Below are 16,875 nucleotides of genomic sequence, written 5' to 3'. Positions count from 1 at the left end.
GACGTGCCGCAGTTTGGTGCGGCGAACACGCTCGCGTGGCCGCCCGTCTTCAGCGGCGAACTCCAAGCCACCATCGGCACCAACACCATCATCCTCGGCCTCGTCGGCAACCGCACCCTCCGCGAGCACGCCTTCGTCGACGTCCGCTGGGCCATCCCCACCACCGCCCGCGTCGTCGACACCTACGCCAGCGACCCCGGCTTCAACCGCGGCAAACTCGAGGGCCTCTCCCCCGCCCTCCAGCAGGTCGGCTGGGTCAACCACTTCGTCCGCCAAGGCCAAGTCCAAGGCCCCTTCTACATCTTGATCGACAACAGCGGCCGCTCCTTCACCACCTACAGCTGGCTCTGGTTCTCCACCGCCTCTGACGAGCGCCCGACCGGGTCGCCCCCCTTCGCAGCGGTGGTGCGCCGCAACGGCAACTACACCAGCACCGGCCTCACCACCGGCGCGCCGCTCTCGTGGTCGGCCGAATTCCGCACCGCCGCTGCCGGCGCCGGCCTCCCCGGCGGCCTCGGCGCCGCCCCGTAGCCGCTCGCTCGCGAACGCAGCCCCGCTCGCGCGAGGAGCCAGCCGCTGGGACGGTTCCCCTCGCGCATCGTCGTTTTGGACGAGGTCGTCCCGCTGCCGCTGGGCAGTTCGGCTCTAGTTCGGGTGCGCAGGCGAGCCGATGATCCTCGCGATGAATACCGCACACCGTTCTGACGTCTCGCCGGCTGAGCGCTCCTCTCCTCCTGCGCGGTCAGCGCAGCCGCTCATCGGCGATGTCCGGGGGATTGTCCATTTCGCGCCAGGAAGCTTGAGCGAACTGCGGAGCGCGCTTGTCGACCTCGCTTTCCAGCTCGACCGCCTTCCTCTGCGCCTCCAACGGCTGGAAGCGGAGCGGATCTTGGCCTACCTTGAACACGTCGTCGTTGAGAGCGCGATGCCGGTGCCGCCGCTGAATGCGGCATGGCGGGAGAAGCTGTTCCAACTGGCAGCGCGGCACCGCCGAGCGTGAGGCGGGTTAGTCGCTCGACAGCCCGATGATGCGGCGGAGAGCGGCGAGATCGAGATGACGACGGACATGGTCGGCCAAGCGGTCAAAGGCATGCTGCCGCGAAAACGGCCGCGAGACGACGGCGCGCCCGCGCCGGCGGGCGAGCGCCTCGAGCAGGGCGGCGCGCAGTTCGTCAGCGTCGAAGAACCCATGGATGTAGCAGCCGGCGACGAGGCCGTCTTGCCGCAACGCGCCGTCGACATCATCCACCCGGTGACCTGAGCGCTGCTCCAGCCGCAGCCAGCTCATCTCCGCGCCACGACGGGTGCGGCCATGGTGAATTTCATACCCCCGGAACCGCTTTCCTTGCAGCGCCGCAAACGGCCCTGCGCCGCCCTCGACCACCCCCTCCACGCGCACCGTCTGCTTCTCCGGCAGAAACTCGGTTACGACATCGAGCAGACCAAGCCCTGGCGTGGTGGTCGCCTCCGCTTCGACACGATCAGGGTCGAGGATCTGCCGACCGAGCATCTGATAGCCGCCGCAGATGCCGAGGAGCGGAACCCCTCGTTCGACATGCTCGACGATCGCCGCTGCAAGACCGCTCGCGCGCAGCCAAGCGAGGTCGGCCGCCGTACTCTTCGTGCCAGGCACGATGATCAGGTCAGGCTCCCCAAGGTGACGCGGCTGGTCGACAAAGCGAACGGCCGCCTCAGCAGCGAGCGGGTCGAAATCGTCGTAATTGCTCAGCCGGGGCAGGCGGATGACGGCGATCTCAACGCGGCCATCGGCTGCAGCCGCCGGGCGGTCCTCCAAGGTTGCAGAGTCCTCTTCGGCAAGTCCGATATTCGGCAGGTAGGGAATAACGCCGAGCACCGGTTTCCCCGTGCGCGCCTCCAGCACCTCTAGCCCCGGCTGCAGCAGCCGCCGATCTCCGCGAAATTTGTTGATCACGAGCCCCGCGATCCGCGCCCGTTCGTCCGGCTCCAGCAGCTCAAGCGTACCGAGGAGCGAGGCAAAGACCCCGCCGCGGTCGATGTCGCCGACGAGCAGCACGGGCGCGTCGGCGAGCGCTGCGACCCGCATGTTGACGATCTCGTCCGCCTTGAGATTGATCTCGGCCGGGCTGCCCGCGCCTTCGATGATGACGAGGTCATACGCGGCGCGGAGACGAGCAAGCGACTCGGCCACAACGCCGAGCAGTTCCGCCTTGCGCTGCTGGTACTCCCACGCGCTGAGGGTCGCCCACGGACGACCGCGGACGACAACCTGCGAGCGCATCTCCCCTTCGGGCTTGAGCAGGATCGGGTTCATGTCGACCGTCGGCTCGATCCCGGCTGCTGCCGCCTGCTCCGCTTGGGCGCGCCCGATCTCCCCGCCGTCCACCGTTACCGCTGAGTTGAGCGCCATGTTCTGGGACTTGAACGGTGCGACGCGCAGCCCGTCCTGACGAAAGATCCGGCAGAGTGCGGTGACCAGCGCGCTCTTACCCACGGATGAGGCTGTCCCTTGCACCATCAGCGTCCGCGCTACCATTCGGGGCTCCTTCCCCCGTCGAGGTGACAGGTGTCGTTGAGCACCTCCGCGACCGCGCCCTCGGGGTAGAGGGCGAAGATAGTCAACGACCCGTTGTCGACCCGGAACCGCCACCCCTCTTCCTGCGGCAGCCCGAGCAGTTCAGCGAAGGCAGCGCGCAACGACCCGCCATGACCGACCAGCACGACTGTCTCCGCTGGCGGCGCAGCGCGCAGCTCGCGGAGGAAGCAGCGCACGCGCGCGCCAACCTCAGCGCGTGTCTCCCCGCCCGGAGGACGACCGTCCCCCCGGAAGACCGCCTCCCACAGGTCAGGGAACCGCGCCACAATCTCCTCGAAGGTCAATCCCTGAAACGCGCCAAGATGCCGCTCCCGGAGCGCCGGGACCGGCACAAGGGGCGCGCCATGCGCCGCCGCGATCGGCAGCGCGGTCTCCCACGCGCGAACCAAGTCGCTGCTGAACACCGCCCCAATCGGGACCCGCTCTAAGCGCCCCGCGATTGCCGCCGCTTGCTGTCTTCCTCGCTCGGATAACGCGACATCGGCCTGCCCTTGGGTGCGCCCTTCTGCGTTCCAGACACTCTCACCGTGGCGGACGCAAAGCAGTTTCATCGCTCGTCCTCACGTGCAGGCCAGACCGCGAGCAGGCGATCGATAGCGTTGGGCGGACCGGCTGCAATGCGCAGATAGTCCGGCAACCCGAACGAGGCGCAATCGCGCACCAGCACCCCCCGCTCGAGCAGGGTCCGGCGGACCGCGGGCGCGTTCGGCACCGCGACCAGCAGGAAATTTGCCGCGCTCGGCAGGGGACGCAGGCCGCGCGCCCGAAGCCCAGCCGCCAGGCGCTCCCGCTCAAGACGGGCAGTGGCCGCCGCGCGCTGTTCCCACGCCGGGTCGCGAAGGGCAGCGAGCCCCGCCGCGATGGCCGGCGCGCTCACGCTCCAAGGCGGCGCAATCCGGCGCAGCGTTGTCGCCACGGCCGGCGAGGCGAGGGCATAGCCGAGCCGAACGCCCGGAATAGCGTACACCTTCGTCAGCGACCGAATGAGCAGCACATTGCCCCACTCCAGAAGGGGAACCAAATCCGGCGCGCCGCTGAACGGCAGATACGCCTCGTCGATGACGAGGAGGGTCGCCGGCGCAGCGCGCAGGAGCCGCTCGATTGCGGAACGGGGAAGCAACGCGCCGGTCGGATTGTTCGGATTGCAGAGAAACGCGATCGGAGGCGCCAGCCGCTCAAGCGCGTCGACAAAGGCTTCGACAGGCGGGAGAAAGTCAGGCGGCTGAGCGTGAACCAGAACAGGCTCGCCCCCAGCGACGCGGACCGCTCGCGCATATTCGCCGAAGGTCGGGCCGAGGATAGGAACCCGGGCGCCCGGGCGCACCGCCGCAAGCGCGGCAAGCCAGATCAGCTCGGAGGCGCCGTTCCCTGCCGCCACCTGCTCAGGGGTCACGCCGACCCGGTCGGCGACGGCGGCTCGGAAGGTGCGCGCGTCGGGCTCAGGATAGGCGTCAAGCCGCGCGGCGCGCACCGCCATGATCACCGCGGGCGGGGGACCAAGGGGCGAGAGGTTCGCGCTGAGATCGAGCACGTCCGCACGGCCATGCGCCTCGCTCGCTGCGAGCGAGCCATGCGGCACCTCGGCAAGGGTGAGCAGCTCCGGACGCAGAACGGTCATCGTCGCCTCAGCAGGAGAAGCGTGCTGCCGACCGCCGCCAGCAGCAGCCAAGCGCGAGCGACGATCCGGCGCGCCGCGAGGATGTCGCTCGGACCCGGCGCCGGCGCAGACGCATTCAGCCGGTAGGCGCCCGGTTTTTCGAGTGAGCGGCCAAGCAGGCCGGCCATTGTTGCCATCGGCCAGCCGGCGTTTGGGCTGGCCGTCTGGCCACGGTCGCGGCGCAGCGCGTCGAGACCGCTCCGCCGGTCGCCGCCGCAGAGGAGGAGCAGCGCTGCCGCAAGGCGCGCCGGCACGAAATTCGCGAGGTCATCGAGCCGCGCCGCCGCTTTCCCTCCCCATTCGAAGCGGCCGCGGTAGCCGACCATCGCGTCGGCCGTGTTCACCCAGCGGTAGGCGAAGGCGCCCCCCAGCCCGCCCACCGCGTAGGCAAGAACCGGCCCAACAAGGCTGTCGCCCAAGTTTTCGGCGACCGACTCGATAGCAGCTGCAGCAACTTGTTCTGCATCGAGGGCGGCTGTCTCGCGGCTGACTAGCGACTGGACCGCCGTCTGCGCCGCCGCCAGCCTTCCCTCCCGCAGCAGCCCCTCAACGCGGGCGGCCGCCTCATCGAGCGCCCGCCACGCGAAGCAGCATTTGAGCAGCCATGCCCGGAGCGGCAGAAACAGCGCCGAGCGCACGAGGAACTGGTCGAGCGCCCGCCCCACGACAAACCAGCCGCCGGCGCCCCCGGCAGCGACCAAGGCGCCGACCACCAGCTGACGGGAGGAGGGACCCCGGAGCAAGGCCGGCTCAGCCGCGGCAAGCAGCCGCCCCATCCAGACGACCGGATGGACTGCCGACGGCGGTTCAGCGAGGGCCCAGTCGAGCAACGCCGCAAGCGCCAGCGTTCCCCCTCGCGTCACGGCGAGCTTTCGGAGCGCGGCGAGAGGGAGAAGCGGCTTCAGCAGCACGAGGCGCGTGCCGAGAAGCTGCTGCAGGGCCAGTCGGATCATCCCCGGGGCAGGTCAGCAGCGCCGGCGAGATAGGCGGCGCCGAGACGAACGTAGTTCGCGCCATTGTCGCGCAAGCGAGCGAGCTGCGCGTCGGTGAGCGGCCGATAGGTCGCCGGGACCCCCAGCACCAGCGACCGGTCAGGGACGACCATCCCTTGGGGCAGCACCGCGCCGCCGGCGACAAGGCACCACGCGCCGATTTCACACTGCTGGACGACCACCGCACCCATGCCGATGAGCGTGTTGTCGCCGCAGCGCCGACCATGGAAGACAGCGTTATGCCCGATCGAGACGCGCGAGCCAATCCGAAGCGGCTGGCCAGGGTCGGCATGGACCGAGGCGTTGTCTTGGACATTCGAGTACGCCCCGATGACGATCGACTCGAACTCGCCTCGGATCGATGCGAAGGGCATCACTGTCACATGATCTTCGAGCGTCACGTCGCCGACAACGTAGGCGAGCGGGTGGACAAAGGCAGTCGGTGCGACTTTCGGGGTCTTGCCCTCGAACGTGACGATCATGGGCACTCCTCAAGGAGCGCCGGAACGAGCGCGTCAAGCGAGACGAGACGCGCTGCGAGCCGGCAGAAGATAGCCGTCGCGCGGCCCTGGGTGAAGTCGCGGCGAGCGATGGGCTCGCCCTCGATGGCGAGCAGGCGGCGCGCCTCTTCGGCGGCGAGCAAGTTCGGGAGATTGGCATAGCCCCAGCAGACGTCGGCAAGAATGACCGCATCAGCCTCGCGCACCCAGCGGCGATGCTCCGCGTCGAGACGATCGTCGATCGGGGCGAAGGGGCGGTGCGTGAGCACGCGCGCGCCACACAGCCGAGCAGCGGGCAAGTCGGTGTCGCCTTCGCCAAGAGGGCCGACCGACAGTTCGAAACCCGCTGCCGCAAGGCGCGCTAACACAGGAGCACCTCGTCCGCCGCCCGCAATAACGTGCACCCGGCTGCGCCGCGGGATCGGCGCCCTGATTGGGCGCAGCACCGTTTCGGCAACGCCGGTCAGGGGGTCAGGCTCGATCAGCGGGCGAACGCCGAATGCGTCCGCAAGCACCTCGGGCGTCAGCGCCTCCCGCGGCGGAGCGTCGGCAATCACTTCGCCGCGGCGAAGCACGACGAGCCGATCGGCATAGCGCGCCGCGAGACGGAGGTCATGGATCGCTGCCACCACCGTGAGTCCATCGTCCGCAAGCTGGCGGACGAGGTCGAGGATCTGTATTTCTTGACGCAAATCGAGGCTCGCCGTCGGCTCATCGAGCAGAAGGAGGCGCGGCTCTTGCGCCAGGGCGCGCGCGATCAGGAGCCGCTGCCGTTCGCCCCCCGAGAGAGTCGAGACCGGACGGTCTGCCAGCCAATCGGTGTCGGTGGAGCGCATTGCCAAGCGCGCGATCGCTCGGTCCTTCTCGCCTTCGATGGCGAACCGCCCGAGGTGAGGATAGCGGCCAAGGAGCACAATATCCTCGGCGCGGCGCTCCCCTTCGATATGCGTCAACTGGGGGACAGTAGCGACAAGGCGTGCCCGTTCCCGCGCGCGATAGCGGGCGACCGGCTTCCCCTCCAGCAGGACAGTGCCGACCGTCGGACGGAGATAGCCGGAGAGAAGTCGCAGCAGGGTTGATTTGCCGGCGCCGTTGGCGCCGACCACCCCCACGACCTCGCCCGCATCAATGGTCAGGCTCACATTCCGCAGCAGCCAGCTGCCGCCGACGGCAAACCCGACGCTGCTCAGCGCTACTCGAGGCGACGGCGCAGCAGGATGGCCCACCTTACCAGTCTCCGATCCGCGCTCGATTGCGCCAGAGGAGGAAGATGAAAAACGGCGCGCCGAGCAGCGCCGTGACAACCCCCGTGCGCAGCTCGGCGGGCTGCAGCGCGGTGCGGGCAACTGTGTCGGCGGTGATCAGAAACGCCGCCCCTCCAACGGCGGAGACAGGCAGCAGCAGCCGATAGTCACCGCCGACGAGGAGCCGGAAGGCGTGCGGGACGATCAGGCCGACGAAGCCGATTGTCCCGGAGACCGAGACCGCCGTTGCGGTGATGACCGCCGCGATCCCGAGGACAAGCAGCCGGGTCGCGCCGACAGCAAGACCGAGACCGTGCGCCGCTTCATCCCCTTGAGCAAGCACATTCAAGTCGCGGCCGAGCAGCGCGAGCGCGAACACGCCGCCAGCAATGGCCGGCAGGATCGCGTTCACGTGCGCCCACGAGCGGCCGTCAAAGCCGCCGACCAGCCAGAACAGCATGTTGCGCACGAGCTCCGGGTCGCCGGTCATCGTGATGACAGCGGAGGTGAGCGCGCCCGTCAAGGCCTGCACAGCAAGTCCGGCGAGGATCAGCGTCGCGGGAGCGAGCCGGCCGCCGGCGGTCGCCACCGCCATCACTCCGCCGACGGCGAGGAGGGAGCCGACAAAGGCAGTGAGGGGCAATGCCCAGCCAGGCGCGGCAGCGGTAGCGAAACGGAGCGCGATCCCGCTTACCGCGCCGAGCGCCGCGCCGCCCGAAACGCCGATCACGCCGGGGTCTGCGAGCGGGTTGCGAAACACCGCTTGGAGCGCCGCGCCGGCCGTTGCCAGCGCCGCGCCGACCAGCAGCGCCGTCACAATCCGAGGAAGACGGATCTGTTCGATGATGCGCTGCTGGGCAGGGGTGACCTCGCCGTACGGCACGCCGGCGCGCCGCGCAATTGTTGCCACCGTCGCCCCGATCGGTGCCGACGCCGGTCCGACCGATGCCGCAGCGACGATCACCACAAGCAGCAGCACGCTCAAGCTCCCGACCCAGAGGAGGAGGCGCCCGACAATCGAGCGCCGGCGCGATGGGACCGTCGGCGCGGCCGCCGGCGCAGCCTGGAGGGGTGCATCGATCACAACGCGCTTGCCACGATCCAGCATGCTGCCTCCACGAGCTCGACTGTCGCGCCGAGCACATCACCGGTGACCCCGCCGATCCGTGCCCGCGAGAACAGCCCAACTCCGGCTGCTGTCAGCGCTGCAGCCCCGGCCAACACGACCCCTGCCAGCCCAGCAAGGATGACGGCAGGGAGCAGGGCGAGCGCTGTCGCCAGCACGAACGCCCCGCCGCCCGACCCGGCGCGCCAGACACTGCCCAGCCCGACGCGCGCGTCGGGGAGAAGGCGAGCGAGCGCAACGATCGTCCACCGCGCCAAGGCCGGGGTGATGAGGAGCGCCGGCGTTCGCAGCGCGCCTTCGAGTTCAGTGAGCGCTGCCACCTTAGCAAGCACAACGAGGGTCACCGCCACCACCCCGAACCCGCCGGTCCGCGGATCGCGCATGATCGCCAGCCGGTCGGCCGGCGAACGATGTACCAGCAGGCCGTCGGCACTGTCGGCGAGACCATCGAGATGCAGGGCGCCGGTCAGCGCTGCCAGCAGCGCCACGAGGATCACGGCGCGCACTGCCGGCCCCACCCACGGAGCGAGCGCGAGGTCGGCAGCGGCGAGGAGCGCCCCGAGGAAAAGGCCGACGAGCGGCCCCCAGCGAACGGCGCTCGCGAGGTCGGCCCCTCCCGAGACGGGAACGACGGTCAGAAACTGGAGCGCCGTTCGCAGACCGCTCACGCGCTTTGGGCATCAGGCACGGCATTCAAGGGTCCGGCGACGTTCGCTCCCTCCCAGGTGTTCATCTCCGCGAGGATGCGCCACGCTGCCTCGACAATCGTCATCGCCAACGCGGCGCCGGTCCCCTCGCCGAGGCGGAGGTCGAGATTGATCAGCGGCTGGAGACCAAGCTCACGGAGAATGACCCGTTGGCCAATCTCCACCGACGCATGGCCGGCGATGAGATAGGGCTGCACTGCTGGCGCCAGCCGATAGGCGAGCAGAGCGCCAGCGCCTGAGATGAAGCCGTCGACGATAACGGGCACCCGGTGCGCCGCGCCAGCAAGACACACGCCGGCGATCGCGCCGATCTCGAAGCCGCCCACTTTCGCGAGGACATCGATCGGGTCGGCAGGGTCAGGCTGGTTGATGGCGAGGCCGCGCTCGATGACCGCAATTTTCCGCGCCAGCATCGCGTCATCAATCCCCGTGCCTCGCCCCGTCACGCGCGCGACGGGCTCGCCGGTGAACGCGGCGACCATCGCGCTGGAGGGCGTGGTGTTCGCGATCCCCATGTCGCCAGTACCGAGCAGGGTGGCGCCCGCCGCGATCGCCGCTTCGGCCGCCTCGATGCCTGCCGCGATCGCGGCCCACGCCTGCTCACGGGTCATCGCCGGCTCGCGCGACAAGTTGCGGGTGCCGCGCCCCACTTTTCGGATCAGGAGCTTCGGGTGAGGCGGCAGGTCAGCAGCGACGCCGACATCGAGAACCAGCACCTCTGCCCCAGCAAGGCGGGCAAGCACATTGATCCCTGCGCCGCCGGCGAGGAAATTCAGGACCATCGCCGGCGTCGTTTCCGGGCCGAACATGCTCACGCCCTCTTCAACGACGCCGTGGTCCCCCGCGCAGGTAATGATGGTGCGCGGCCCGAAGCGCGGGATCGGCTGGCCAGTAATGCCCGCCAGCTGAGTGGCGAGGTCTTCGAGGCGGCCGAGACTGCCCCACGGTTTCGTCAACTGCGGCTGGCGCGCGCGCGCGGCCTCCATTGCCGCGCGGTCGAGCGGGGGGATGGCGCCACAGACAGCCTCAACGCGGTCACGCATTCAGCGGCCTCCAGCCAAAAGAAAAACTCCCGGGCCCGTTGACCCAGGAGTCACTCCTTACAACGGACCCTACGCTCCGCGGCGCAGGCAGTCCACGATGGGAGGAGGCGACCTGGCTTACGGCGTTTTGCCGATCACAGTTGCGGGACAGCGCCGGATTCGCACCGGCTTCGCTCGAACGCCCCCGAGGGGGCCATCCCACCGTTCTGCTCTGGGCAGTAGTCTACCAGCCCCCTTCTTCCAACTCAAGTGACGGCAAGGACAGGAAGTACTTTCTGTGCTGCCACCGCTCCGGTAGGGTTAAGACCACGCCGACCATGACGACCATAAGCCCCGAGCTCGGGCTGCGCAAGCGGTACCAGCTCTTCCGGCCCCTTGGCGAAGACGAGTCCGCCGAGATCTTCTTTGCGCGCGACCTCGCCGACGACGCGCCGGTGCGCGTTCGGCTGTTTCATCCTGATGCCTTTCCCACTCGGGAGGCGCGGCGCGCCGCGATGCATCAGCTGGCGGCGGCGCTCGATTGGAAGCAGCCCGGTGCGCTGGCGCTGCGCGAACTGGGATTCGAGGGGGAGCGGCTGTATACGGTGACGGAGCGTCCGCGCGGCGCGCTCCTGCGCGAACGCCTGACCCGCGGCGAGCCAATGGCGCTCGCGCTTGCGGCGAGTGTGGTCGAGCGGGCGTTAGACGTTGTCGAAGCCGCGATTGTGGCGGGGATCAGTCATCCGGGGTTGACCCCCGACAACATTTTCCTCAACCCGTTTGGCGGGGTCGAGGTGGGAGACTTCGGCCAGCCAGTCGCTCTCGCCCCGCTCGGCGCCGCAGTGGCGCCCGCGCTCTACGTGCGCCCGCCGGAAATGACGACGGGACGTCCCGCCACCGTCGCCGAACACCTCTACAGCGCCGCGGCACTCCTCCTCTGGCTTGTGGGAGGAAAACCGCCCTTTCCTGGCGAGACCCCTGACCAGGTGCTCCGCCGCCATCGGAACACCATCGCGCCCTCCTTGGCGATGATGACGCCGGAAGCGCCTGACGAACTGGTCCGCGCGGTGGCCCGCTCGCTGCGCAAGGACCCCGCGGGCCGGCCCACCACCATCGCGGTGCTGCGCGCTCCCCTCCGTCACGCGGCCAAGAGTGCCGACTGGCCGGTCGCCTCCTTGGCGGAGCCGGCTCTTCCGCCGGAGGAACCGCGCCGCCGGCGATGGCAGTGGCGCCTGCCCTTCCGTCGCTGACCTCCCGGGGGAGCATCCGAGTTGCCTAGAGGAAGACCGCCTGGCTACAATCCCGACCTGCGCTGCGCCGGCAAAGGCGCGGCCGCAGGAGGCGTCCATGAAGCGACTTGCGGCAACTGTCGTGGCCGTGGTGGTCATGCTGCCGCTCCTAGCGCATCGACCCGTGAGCGCACAAGAAGCAGAAGTGCCGCTTCCCAACGGGCGGTTCTTTACGCAGACAAGCGGTGATGCGAGCCGGCGCACCGGCTTCGCCGTTGTCGACGACAGCCGCGCCCGCTTCTGGAGCGAGTTTCAGCGTCTCGGCGGAGCGGCGGTGGTCGGCTATCCGATCAGCCGGCGCTTCACGTACCACGGCTTCGAAACCCAAGCATTCCAGAAGCTCGTCTTCCAATGGAAGCCCGGCGAGAACCGGGTCGACTACCTGAATGTCTTCGACCTGCTCGGAGAGGCGGGCAAAGATGACTGGCTTGCGACAACCAAGCAGGTGCCCAACCGCGGCAGGTTCGACGAACAGGGCAAGCCGTGGGACCAGATTGTGGCGAGCCGCCTCGCGCTGCTCGACAAGAACCCCGCGATCAAGGCGGCGTACAACAATGTGCGCGGCAATCCGATCGAGATGAACGGCCTGCCCACGAGCGAAATAACCGACTACCCCAACGTGCAGGTGCTGCGCGCGCAGCGAGTGGTTTTCCAGTACTGGAAGATCGACGTGCCGTGGGCGCGCGCGCAGACGGTGACTGTCGCCAACGGCGGAGACGTTGCCAAGGAAGCGGGGCTCTTCCCCGCTGAGGCGCTTCGCCCAATGACCCTCCTTGAAGCGACAGCGCCAGCAGGGAGTTCGGCGACCCCAGCCCCACCAAGCGCCGCTCCCGCGCCGGCGGGGCCACCGGCTGCTGCGCCCGCCGCTCCGTTGATGCTCACCCCCGGCGAGGCACTCCGAGTGGAGCTGGTAGGCCAAGCTGCCCGTCCCCGCCCCGGGCAACAAGCTGGCCTGTCGCTCCGCGTGACCGACAGCCGAGGCAACCCCGTGCCCGGAGCGGTCATTCTTATCCTCGTCCACTATCCGCTGAAATCAGACGACACGACCTACGCCACCGACGGGATCTTCTTCTCGCGCAACCGCACCGACCAGAATGGCGTGGTGGTCGCTGAGTATATGATTGACCCTAAAGTCCCCAGCGGGCTTGGGATTACGCTTGAGGTCTCGGCGCTCTATCCGCCGACCGGCGGCCGACTGACCCTTCCGATGGTCGTCGGCTAGCGGACACGTGAGGAAGCACCCATGCAACTACGGCTTACCCTGCTCGGAATGCTCACCATCCTCAGCGCGGCCGTGGCCGCGCCGCTGTCGGCCCAAGAGCCCGACAGTCCCTTGCTCGGCGGACGGTTCTACACCCAAGGCTCGCCCCACGTCGGGCTCGGGTTTGCCGTCGTCGATGACGAGGCAGCTCCGCTCTTCAGCGCCTATGTGGCGTATGGCGGACCTGACTATCTCGGCTACCCGATCAGCCGGCGCTTCACCTCCGGCGGCTATGTCACGCAGGTGTTCCAGAACGGCGTGCTGCAGGCGCGGCCAGAGGGGGTCCGACTGCTGTCGGTGATGGACCTGCTCAGCAGCATCGGGCTCGACGGCTGGCTGGCGACCCACCATCGCATCCCACCTGTCGATCCGACGATCGACTCGGAGGAAGCGCTGAACGAGCATCCTTCGCTCCGCGACGCCTATGGATGGCTCGGCGCTGACCTGAACGGCCGCGTGACCGCCCGCGCGCGCGATATGGGCGGGGTCCTGACGCTCCGCACCCAGCGCACGGCGATCTACCAATCGCTCAGCGACGGTACGATCTTCTACGCCCGCGCCGGCGAGATCGCTCGCGATGCCGGCATCTTCCCCGCCAGCGTCTTCCAGCCCCAAACTCGCGCCCAAGCCGCCGGAGGAGGCTCCCTACCGGGGAGCTCCCCGCCGGCGGCCTCGAGCAGCTCTGACACGCCGCCGCCCCTCTACCTCACCGCCGTGACGGCAACGCGCTCCCCTGCAAGCGGGGCGACGACCAAGGTGACGGTTCGGGTGTCCGACGCGAGCGGCCAGCCGGTCGCGGGCGCGAAGGTGCTGGTGATTGTCAATTACCCCCTCAAGCCGGGCGACGAAGAGGCCTACACCGTGGACGGCATTTTCTTCGGTCCTGAAACCGATTCGCGCGGGGTCTCCGTCGTCGATGTCCTGATCGATCCGGCGGTGCCGGCCGGCGTGCCTGCCCAGATCGCTATCTCCGCGGTCTATCCTCCTGCAATCGGCAAAACCACGATCGACTTCGTCGTCGGCTGAGCGCTCTCCCCGACGAGCGCCCCCCTTTCCGCCCGGAAAGGGGGGTTTGCTTTGCCGCCGCTCTCCAAAGACGGGCAGCAGATCAGCCCCTTGTCAAGTCGCCTGCTATCAGCTAACTTACCTGCATTGGAAAGACGGCAGCCGCTGCACCCTGCGCTTGGTCGCTTGACTGCATCATGTTGTGGTAAGATAGCTTCTACCCACAACATCTAGGTCAAGACAGGCGCAGCGGTCGCAGGGTGTGCGCGGCGCTGCCGCCGAAGGGAGCGGAACATGCAGATATCTCGACGCATCCTAGGGGCGCTCTGGACAACGGTGATCCTAAGCGGAGCGCTCCCGGCGATTGCGCTGGCCGACGAGCCGAACGGCGCCCCCGCGCCTCCCCCTCCTCCGCCATTCGCCGGCGCGAGCGGAGGAAGCGGCGACTTCTCCGCTGCGCCGACGGGGGTCGTGCCGCCTCTTAGTGTTACGCTCTCAGCCGAGAGCGGTCTTCCCTCGGGCAAGCCCGGCATCCTGACGATCCGCGCTGTCGACTCTAGAGGCAACCCGGCCGGCGGCTTTGCAGCGGTAATCGTTCGCTTCCCGCTTGCGCCCGACAATTCGGCCTACTGGACCGACCTCGTGCTGCTCGTGCCTATCTCCGAGGAGGGGCATGGCGCCGCAACGATCACCATCCCCGCGGTGGTGCCGACCGGCACGCCGATCACGATTGAGGCGCACGCCATTCTGCCCCCTCACCTCGCGCGGGGCGAACTGAAACTGAACGTCGGCTAGGTTCTGCTCCCTTTCCGCGCTGCGGGATCAGGCGCGCAAGACGAGCCTCGGCCCAGTTGGTTGTTCAAGCCTCGGCTGCGCCCCTACAATAGCGGCCGGCATGGCTGACCTCTACATCGTGATCGTCAGCTACAACGTTGAGCGGTTGCTCCGCGATTGCTTGCGGTCGGTTATCGCGTCCGACGGGGTCAGCGCCGAGATCGTTGTCGTCGACAACCAGTCAAGCGATGGAAGCGCCGCCATGGTGCGCGCCGAGTTCCCGCAGGCGCGGCTGATCGAGAGCCCGTACAACGGCGGCTTCGCCTATGCGAATAACCTCGCCCTTCGCGAGTATCTCGCTCGCCCCGCTGGCGACCGGCCGCGCTACATCCTTCTGCTCAATCCCGACACGGTCGTGCCGCCTCGGGCGCTCGCCGAGATGACCGCCTATCTCGATGCGCGGCCTGAGGTCGGCGCGGCAGGGCCCAAGCTGGTCCTGCCCGACGGTTCGCTTGACTACGCCTGCCGCCGCTCATTTCCGACGCCGGCAGTGGCGTTCTATCGCCTCGTCGGGCTGAGCACGCTGTTCCCGCGCAGCAAGCGTTTCGGCCGCTACAACCTGACCTTCCTCAGCCCCGAGATCGAGACCGAGGTCGACTCGGTCGTCGGCGCTTTCATGATGGTGCGCGGAGAGGTCGTGGAGGAAGTCGGCCTGCTCGACGAGATGTTCTTCATGTACGGCGAAGATCTCGATTGGGCGTTCCGGATCAAAGAGCGGGGATGGACAATCCGCTACAACCCGGCGGTGACCGTCCTGCACTACAAAGGGCAGAGCAGCCGGCAGCGGCGCGCCCGTGCCACGGTCGAGTTTTACCGCGCAATGGAGCTGTTTTACCGGAAGCACTACGCGGCGCGCCATTCGCTCCTGATGAATGGGCTGGTGCTGCTGGCGATCCGGGGGTTTCGGCTGCTGACAGCCGTGTCGCTGCGGCTTGCGCCCCTGACGCCGCTTCCCCAAGGCTTTGCGCCACGGCGCCTGACCCCAGCGAGGTAGGCAGTGGTCGGGCTTGCGACGCCGCCTGCGACCGACCCCAGCCCGGACTTTCCGGCCGAGCCGGCCCGCCGTCCGGCGATCCCGCGCTCGCGGCCGCTGCTCGCCTTGCTGGTGCTCCTCGGCGATGTCACGGCCGCGTTTCTGGCCGTCGTTCTCGCGTATCGGATCCGCTTTGAGTCCGGCTGGATCTCTGTTATCGCCATCCATCCTTGGGAGCCGTATCTCGCTTTCGCCGTGATCTTTGCCGCCATCGTGCCGCTCGTCTTCGCGTTCTCAAAGCTCTACCGCTTGACCAAGAGCGCCAGCCGCATCGACGAGCTGTACAAGATCTTCGGCGCCGCCTCGATTGCGCTGCTCCTCTCCCTCGCCGTCTCCGTGCTCACGTATCGCGACTTCGACTATTCCCGCGCCATCTTGCCGATCGTCTGGATCCTCGCGATCGGGCTGATCTGGACGCAGCGGCTCGCGCAGTACTGGGTCCACGGCCTGCTCCGCAGCCGCGGCGTCGGAACCGAGCGCTTGCTCGTTATCGGCGACGGCGAAATCGCGGCGACGCTGATCCAGAAAGCGGCCGCCTCGCGCCGTCTCGGCTACCAGACGGTGGGGGTCCTCTCGCGGACGCTCCCGCCGGGCGCGCTCGTCGCGGGAGCGCCGGTGCTCGGCACGCCGGAGGAGGTCGCCCGTGTCATCCGCGCGCACCAGGTGCACGAGGTGATCATCGCCGACCCCGAGATGAGCCACCGCGAGATCCTCGACATCGTCGGCCGGAGCGAGCGCGAGAATGTCAACATTCGCGTCTTCCCCGACATCTTTCAGATCATCGCTTCGGAAGTGTCGATCGGCGACTTCGAGGGGATGCCGCTTGTCTCTGTCCGCGATGCTCAGCTGCGCGGTTGGAATCTTGCGGTCAAGCGGTTCGTCGACATCGTCATCAGCGCCGCCGTCCTGATCCTGCTCTCGCCGTTCATGCTGCTGACCGCGCTGCTGATCAAGCTGACATCAGGAAATGGCCCGGTTTTCTACACCCAAGAGCGGGTCGGCTTGGACGGCAAGCCGTTCATGATGATCAAGTTCCGCTCGATGCGCCCCGATGCCGAGGCCGAGACCGGCCCGGTTTGGGCGCAAGCGAACGACCCCCGGCGCACGCCGCTCGGGCGTTTCTTGCGCCGGTTCTCGCTCGATGAACTGCCTCAGTTTATCAACGTGCTGCTTGGCGACATGAGCATCGTGGGGCCGCGTCCTGAGCGCCCGCACTTCGTGCAGGAGTTCAGCCAGCGCGTTCCCCGCTACCTCGACCGCCACCGCGAAAAAGCCGGGATCACCGGCTGGGCCCAAGTGAACGGGCTGCGCGGGAACACCTCGATTGAGGAGCGCACTGCCTACGACCTCTGGTATGTCGAGAACTGGACGCTCTGGCTTGACTTCAAGATCATGCTGCGCACCCTCATCTCCATCATCACGGACAAGAACGCGTACTAGCGCGGCGATGCTCGGAGGAGAGGCGGCGTCCGCGCGGCTGCAAGCGTAAGCGAGCCGCCACGCCCTCGGCACCGGCGCCAGACGGCGCTGCGCTGGCCGCAGGCAGGCTGCAACGCAGTGCTGGCGAGGCGCGATGCCCTTTGCCCCCTGCGCAGGCAGCCGCCGCGGCGAGCGCCGGCGGACGGAGAGA

The 16,875-nt window shown here is 68.3% G+C and carries 17 protein-coding genes and 1 riboswitch; of the genes, 8 read left to right on the top strand and 9 right to left on the bottom strand.

Annotation, left to right across the window (positions count from 1 at the left end; all coding sequences use genetic code 11):
- Together NZ773_14785 and NZ773_14780 are read left to right on the top strand one after the other, a co-directional pair.
- Window positions 1–531, top strand: a 531-nt coding sequence (locus tag NZ773_14785; GenBank protein MCS6803190.1) for a hypothetical protein, incomplete at its 5' end; no start/stop codon positions are given.
- Window positions 532–682: 151 nt separating this feature from the next.
- Window positions 683–1,000 (top strand): hypothetical protein, encoded by a 318-nt coding sequence (locus NZ773_14780; GenBank protein ID MCS6803189.1) that lies wholly within the window; start codon window positions 683–685, stop codon window positions 998–1,000.
- Window positions 1,001–1,006: 6 nt separating this feature from the next.
- Here the strand turns inward: NZ773_14780 and NZ773_14775 are convergent, their stop codons facing one another.
- Genes NZ773_14775 through cobT form a run of 9 tightly spaced genes read right to left on the bottom strand, consistent with a single transcriptional unit; the run spans window position 1,007 to window position 9,844 of the window.
- A complete protein-coding gene (locus tag NZ773_14775; GenBank protein MCS6803188.1) occupies window positions 1,007–2,515 on the bottom strand; it encodes a cobyric acid synthase in 1,509 nt (502 codons plus the stop codon).
- Window positions 2,509–3,126 carry a histidine phosphatase family protein gene (locus NZ773_14770; protein ID MCS6803187.1) on the bottom strand — a complete coding sequence of 206 codons (618 nt, stop codon included), beginning with the start codon at window positions 3,124–3,126 and terminating at the stop codon, window positions 2,509–2,511. Before NZ773_14770 ends, NZ773_14775 begins: the two co-directional genes overlap by 7 nt.
- Window positions 3,123–4,193, bottom strand: a complete 1,071-nt coding sequence (locus NZ773_14765; GenBank protein ID MCS6803186.1) for a histidinol-phosphate aminotransferase family protein — start codon at window positions 4,191–4,193, stop codon at window positions 3,123–3,125. The genes NZ773_14770 and NZ773_14765 overlap by 4 nt, the downstream gene beginning before the upstream one ends.
- Window positions 4,190–5,185, bottom strand: a complete 996-nt coding sequence (gene cbiB / locus NZ773_14760) for an adenosylcobinamide-phosphate synthase CbiB (GenBank protein MCS6803185.1) — start codon at window positions 5,183–5,185, stop codon at window positions 4,190–4,192. The genes NZ773_14765 and cbiB overlap by 4 nt, the downstream gene beginning before the upstream one ends.
- Window positions 5,182–5,706: a gamma carbonic anhydrase family protein gene (locus NZ773_14755; GenBank protein ID MCS6803184.1), complete on the bottom strand. Its 525-nt coding sequence runs from the start codon at window positions 5,704–5,706 to the stop codon at window positions 5,182–5,184. Before NZ773_14755 ends, cbiB begins: the two co-directional genes overlap by 4 nt.
- On the bottom strand, window positions 5,703–6,950 hold the full coding sequence (locus NZ773_14750; GenBank protein MCS6803183.1) for an ATP-binding cassette domain-containing protein: 1,248 nt from the start codon (window positions 6,948–6,950) through the stop codon (window positions 5,703–5,705). The genes NZ773_14755 and NZ773_14750 overlap by 4 nt, the downstream gene beginning before the upstream one ends.
- 1 nt (window position 6,951) lies before the next feature.
- A complete protein-coding gene (locus NZ773_14745) occupies window positions 6,952–8,076 on the bottom strand; it encodes an iron ABC transporter permease (protein ID MCS6803182.1) in 1,125 nt (374 codons plus the stop codon).
- Window positions 8,049–8,762, bottom strand: coding sequence for an adenosylcobinamide-GDP ribazoletransferase (cobS, locus tag NZ773_14740; GenBank protein MCS6803181.1), 714 nt, complete (start codon window positions 8,760–8,762; stop codon window positions 8,049–8,051). The genes NZ773_14745 and cobS overlap by 28 nt, the downstream gene beginning before the upstream one ends.
- Complete coding sequence (gene cobT, locus NZ773_14735) at window positions 8,759–9,844, bottom strand: nicotinate-nucleotide--dimethylbenzimidazole phosphoribosyltransferase (protein ID MCS6803180.1); 1,086 nt, start codon at window positions 9,842–9,844, stop codon at window positions 8,759–8,761. The genes cobS and cobT overlap by 4 nt, the downstream gene beginning before the upstream one ends.
- 84 nt (window positions 9,845–9,928) lie before the next feature.
- Window positions 9,929–10,059, bottom strand: a riboswitch (cobalamin riboswitch).
- 102 nt (window positions 10,060–10,161) lie between these two features.
- Between cobT and NZ773_14730 the strand changes: the two genes are divergently transcribed.
- From NZ773_14730 to NZ773_14705, 6 genes are all read left to right on the top strand, one after another.
- Window positions 10,162–11,073 carry a hypothetical protein gene (locus NZ773_14730; protein MCS6803179.1) on the top strand — a complete coding sequence of 304 codons (912 nt, stop codon included), beginning with the start codon at window positions 10,162–10,164 and terminating at the stop codon, window positions 11,071–11,073.
- Between the two features lie 97 nt (window positions 11,074–11,170).
- Complete coding sequence (locus tag NZ773_14725) at window positions 11,171–12,334, top strand: Ig-like domain-containing protein (GenBank protein ID MCS6803178.1); 1,164 nt, start codon at window positions 11,171–11,173, stop codon at window positions 12,332–12,334.
- Window positions 12,335–12,355: 21 nt separating this feature from the next.
- Window positions 12,356–13,399 carry a hypothetical protein gene (locus NZ773_14720; GenBank protein ID MCS6803177.1) on the top strand — a complete coding sequence of 348 codons (1,044 nt, stop codon included), beginning with the start codon at window positions 12,356–12,358 and terminating at the stop codon, window positions 13,397–13,399.
- A 273-nt stretch (window positions 13,400–13,672) separates the two neighbouring features.
- Entirely contained in the window at window positions 13,673–14,173 is a 501-nt protein-coding gene (locus NZ773_14715) for a hypothetical protein (GenBank protein MCS6803176.1), read from the top strand.
- 100 nt (window positions 14,174–14,273) lie between these two features.
- A complete protein-coding gene (locus NZ773_14710; GenBank protein MCS6803175.1) occupies window positions 14,274–15,206 on the top strand; it encodes a glycosyltransferase family 2 protein in 933 nt (310 codons plus the stop codon).
- A gap of 3 nt (window positions 15,207–15,209) precedes the next feature.
- On the top strand, window positions 15,210–16,685 hold the full coding sequence (locus NZ773_14705) for an undecaprenyl-phosphate glucose phosphotransferase (GenBank protein ID MCS6803174.1): 1,476 nt from the start codon (window positions 15,210–15,212) through the stop codon (window positions 16,683–16,685).
- The last annotated feature ends 190 nt before the right edge of the window (window positions 16,686–16,875 follow it).

The sequence above is a fragment of the Dehalococcoidia bacterium genome, assembly GCA_025054935.1.
Lineage (GTDB): Bacteria > Chloroflexota > Dehalococcoidia > SpSt-223 > SpSt-223 > JANWZD01.
Note: the sequence above shows the minus strand (reverse complement) of the source record. Positions and strands in the feature narration are given on the sequence as shown.

Coding starts and splice junctions, on each gene's coding strand:
- NZ773_14780 (MCS6803189.1), top strand. CDS start 683: ATGAATACCGCACACCGTTCTGACGTCTCGCCGGCTGAGCGCTCCTCT.
- NZ773_14775 (MCS6803188.1), bottom strand. CDS start 2,515: ATGGTAGCGCGGACGCTGATGGTGCAAGGGACAGCCTCATCCGTGGGT.
- NZ773_14770 (MCS6803187.1), bottom strand. CDS start 3,126: ATGAAACTGCTTTGCGTCCGCCACGGTGAGAGTGTCTGGAACGCAGAA.
- NZ773_14765 (MCS6803186.1), bottom strand. CDS start 4,193: ATGACCGTTCTGCGTCCGGAGCTGCTCACCCTTGCCGAGGTGCCGCAT.
- cbiB (MCS6803185.1), bottom strand. CDS start 5,185: ATGATCCGACTGGCCCTGCAGCAGCTTCTCGGCACGCGCCTCGTGCTG.
- NZ773_14755 (MCS6803184.1), bottom strand. CDS start 5,706: ATGATCGTCACGTTCGAGGGCAAGACCCCGAAAGTCGCACCGACTGCC.
- NZ773_14745 (MCS6803182.1), bottom strand. CDS start 8,076: ATGCTGGATCGTGGCAAGCGCGTTGTGATCGATGCACCCCTCCAGGCT.
- cobT (MCS6803180.1), bottom strand. CDS start 9,844: ATGCGTGACCGCGTTGAGGCTGTCTGTGGCGCCATCCCCCCGCTCGAC.
- NZ773_14730 (MCS6803179.1), top strand. CDS start 10,162: ATGACGACCATAAGCCCCGAGCTCGGGCTGCGCAAGCGGTACCAGCTC.
- NZ773_14725 (MCS6803178.1), top strand. CDS start 11,171: ATGAAGCGACTTGCGGCAACTGTCGTGGCCGTGGTGGTCATGCTGCCG.
- NZ773_14720 (MCS6803177.1), top strand. CDS start 12,356: ATGCAACTACGGCTTACCCTGCTCGGAATGCTCACCATCCTCAGCGCG.
- NZ773_14715 (MCS6803176.1), top strand. CDS start 13,673: ATGCAGATATCTCGACGCATCCTAGGGGCGCTCTGGACAACGGTGATC.
- NZ773_14710 (MCS6803175.1), top strand. CDS start 14,274: ATGGCTGACCTCTACATCGTGATCGTCAGCTACAACGTTGAGCGGTTG.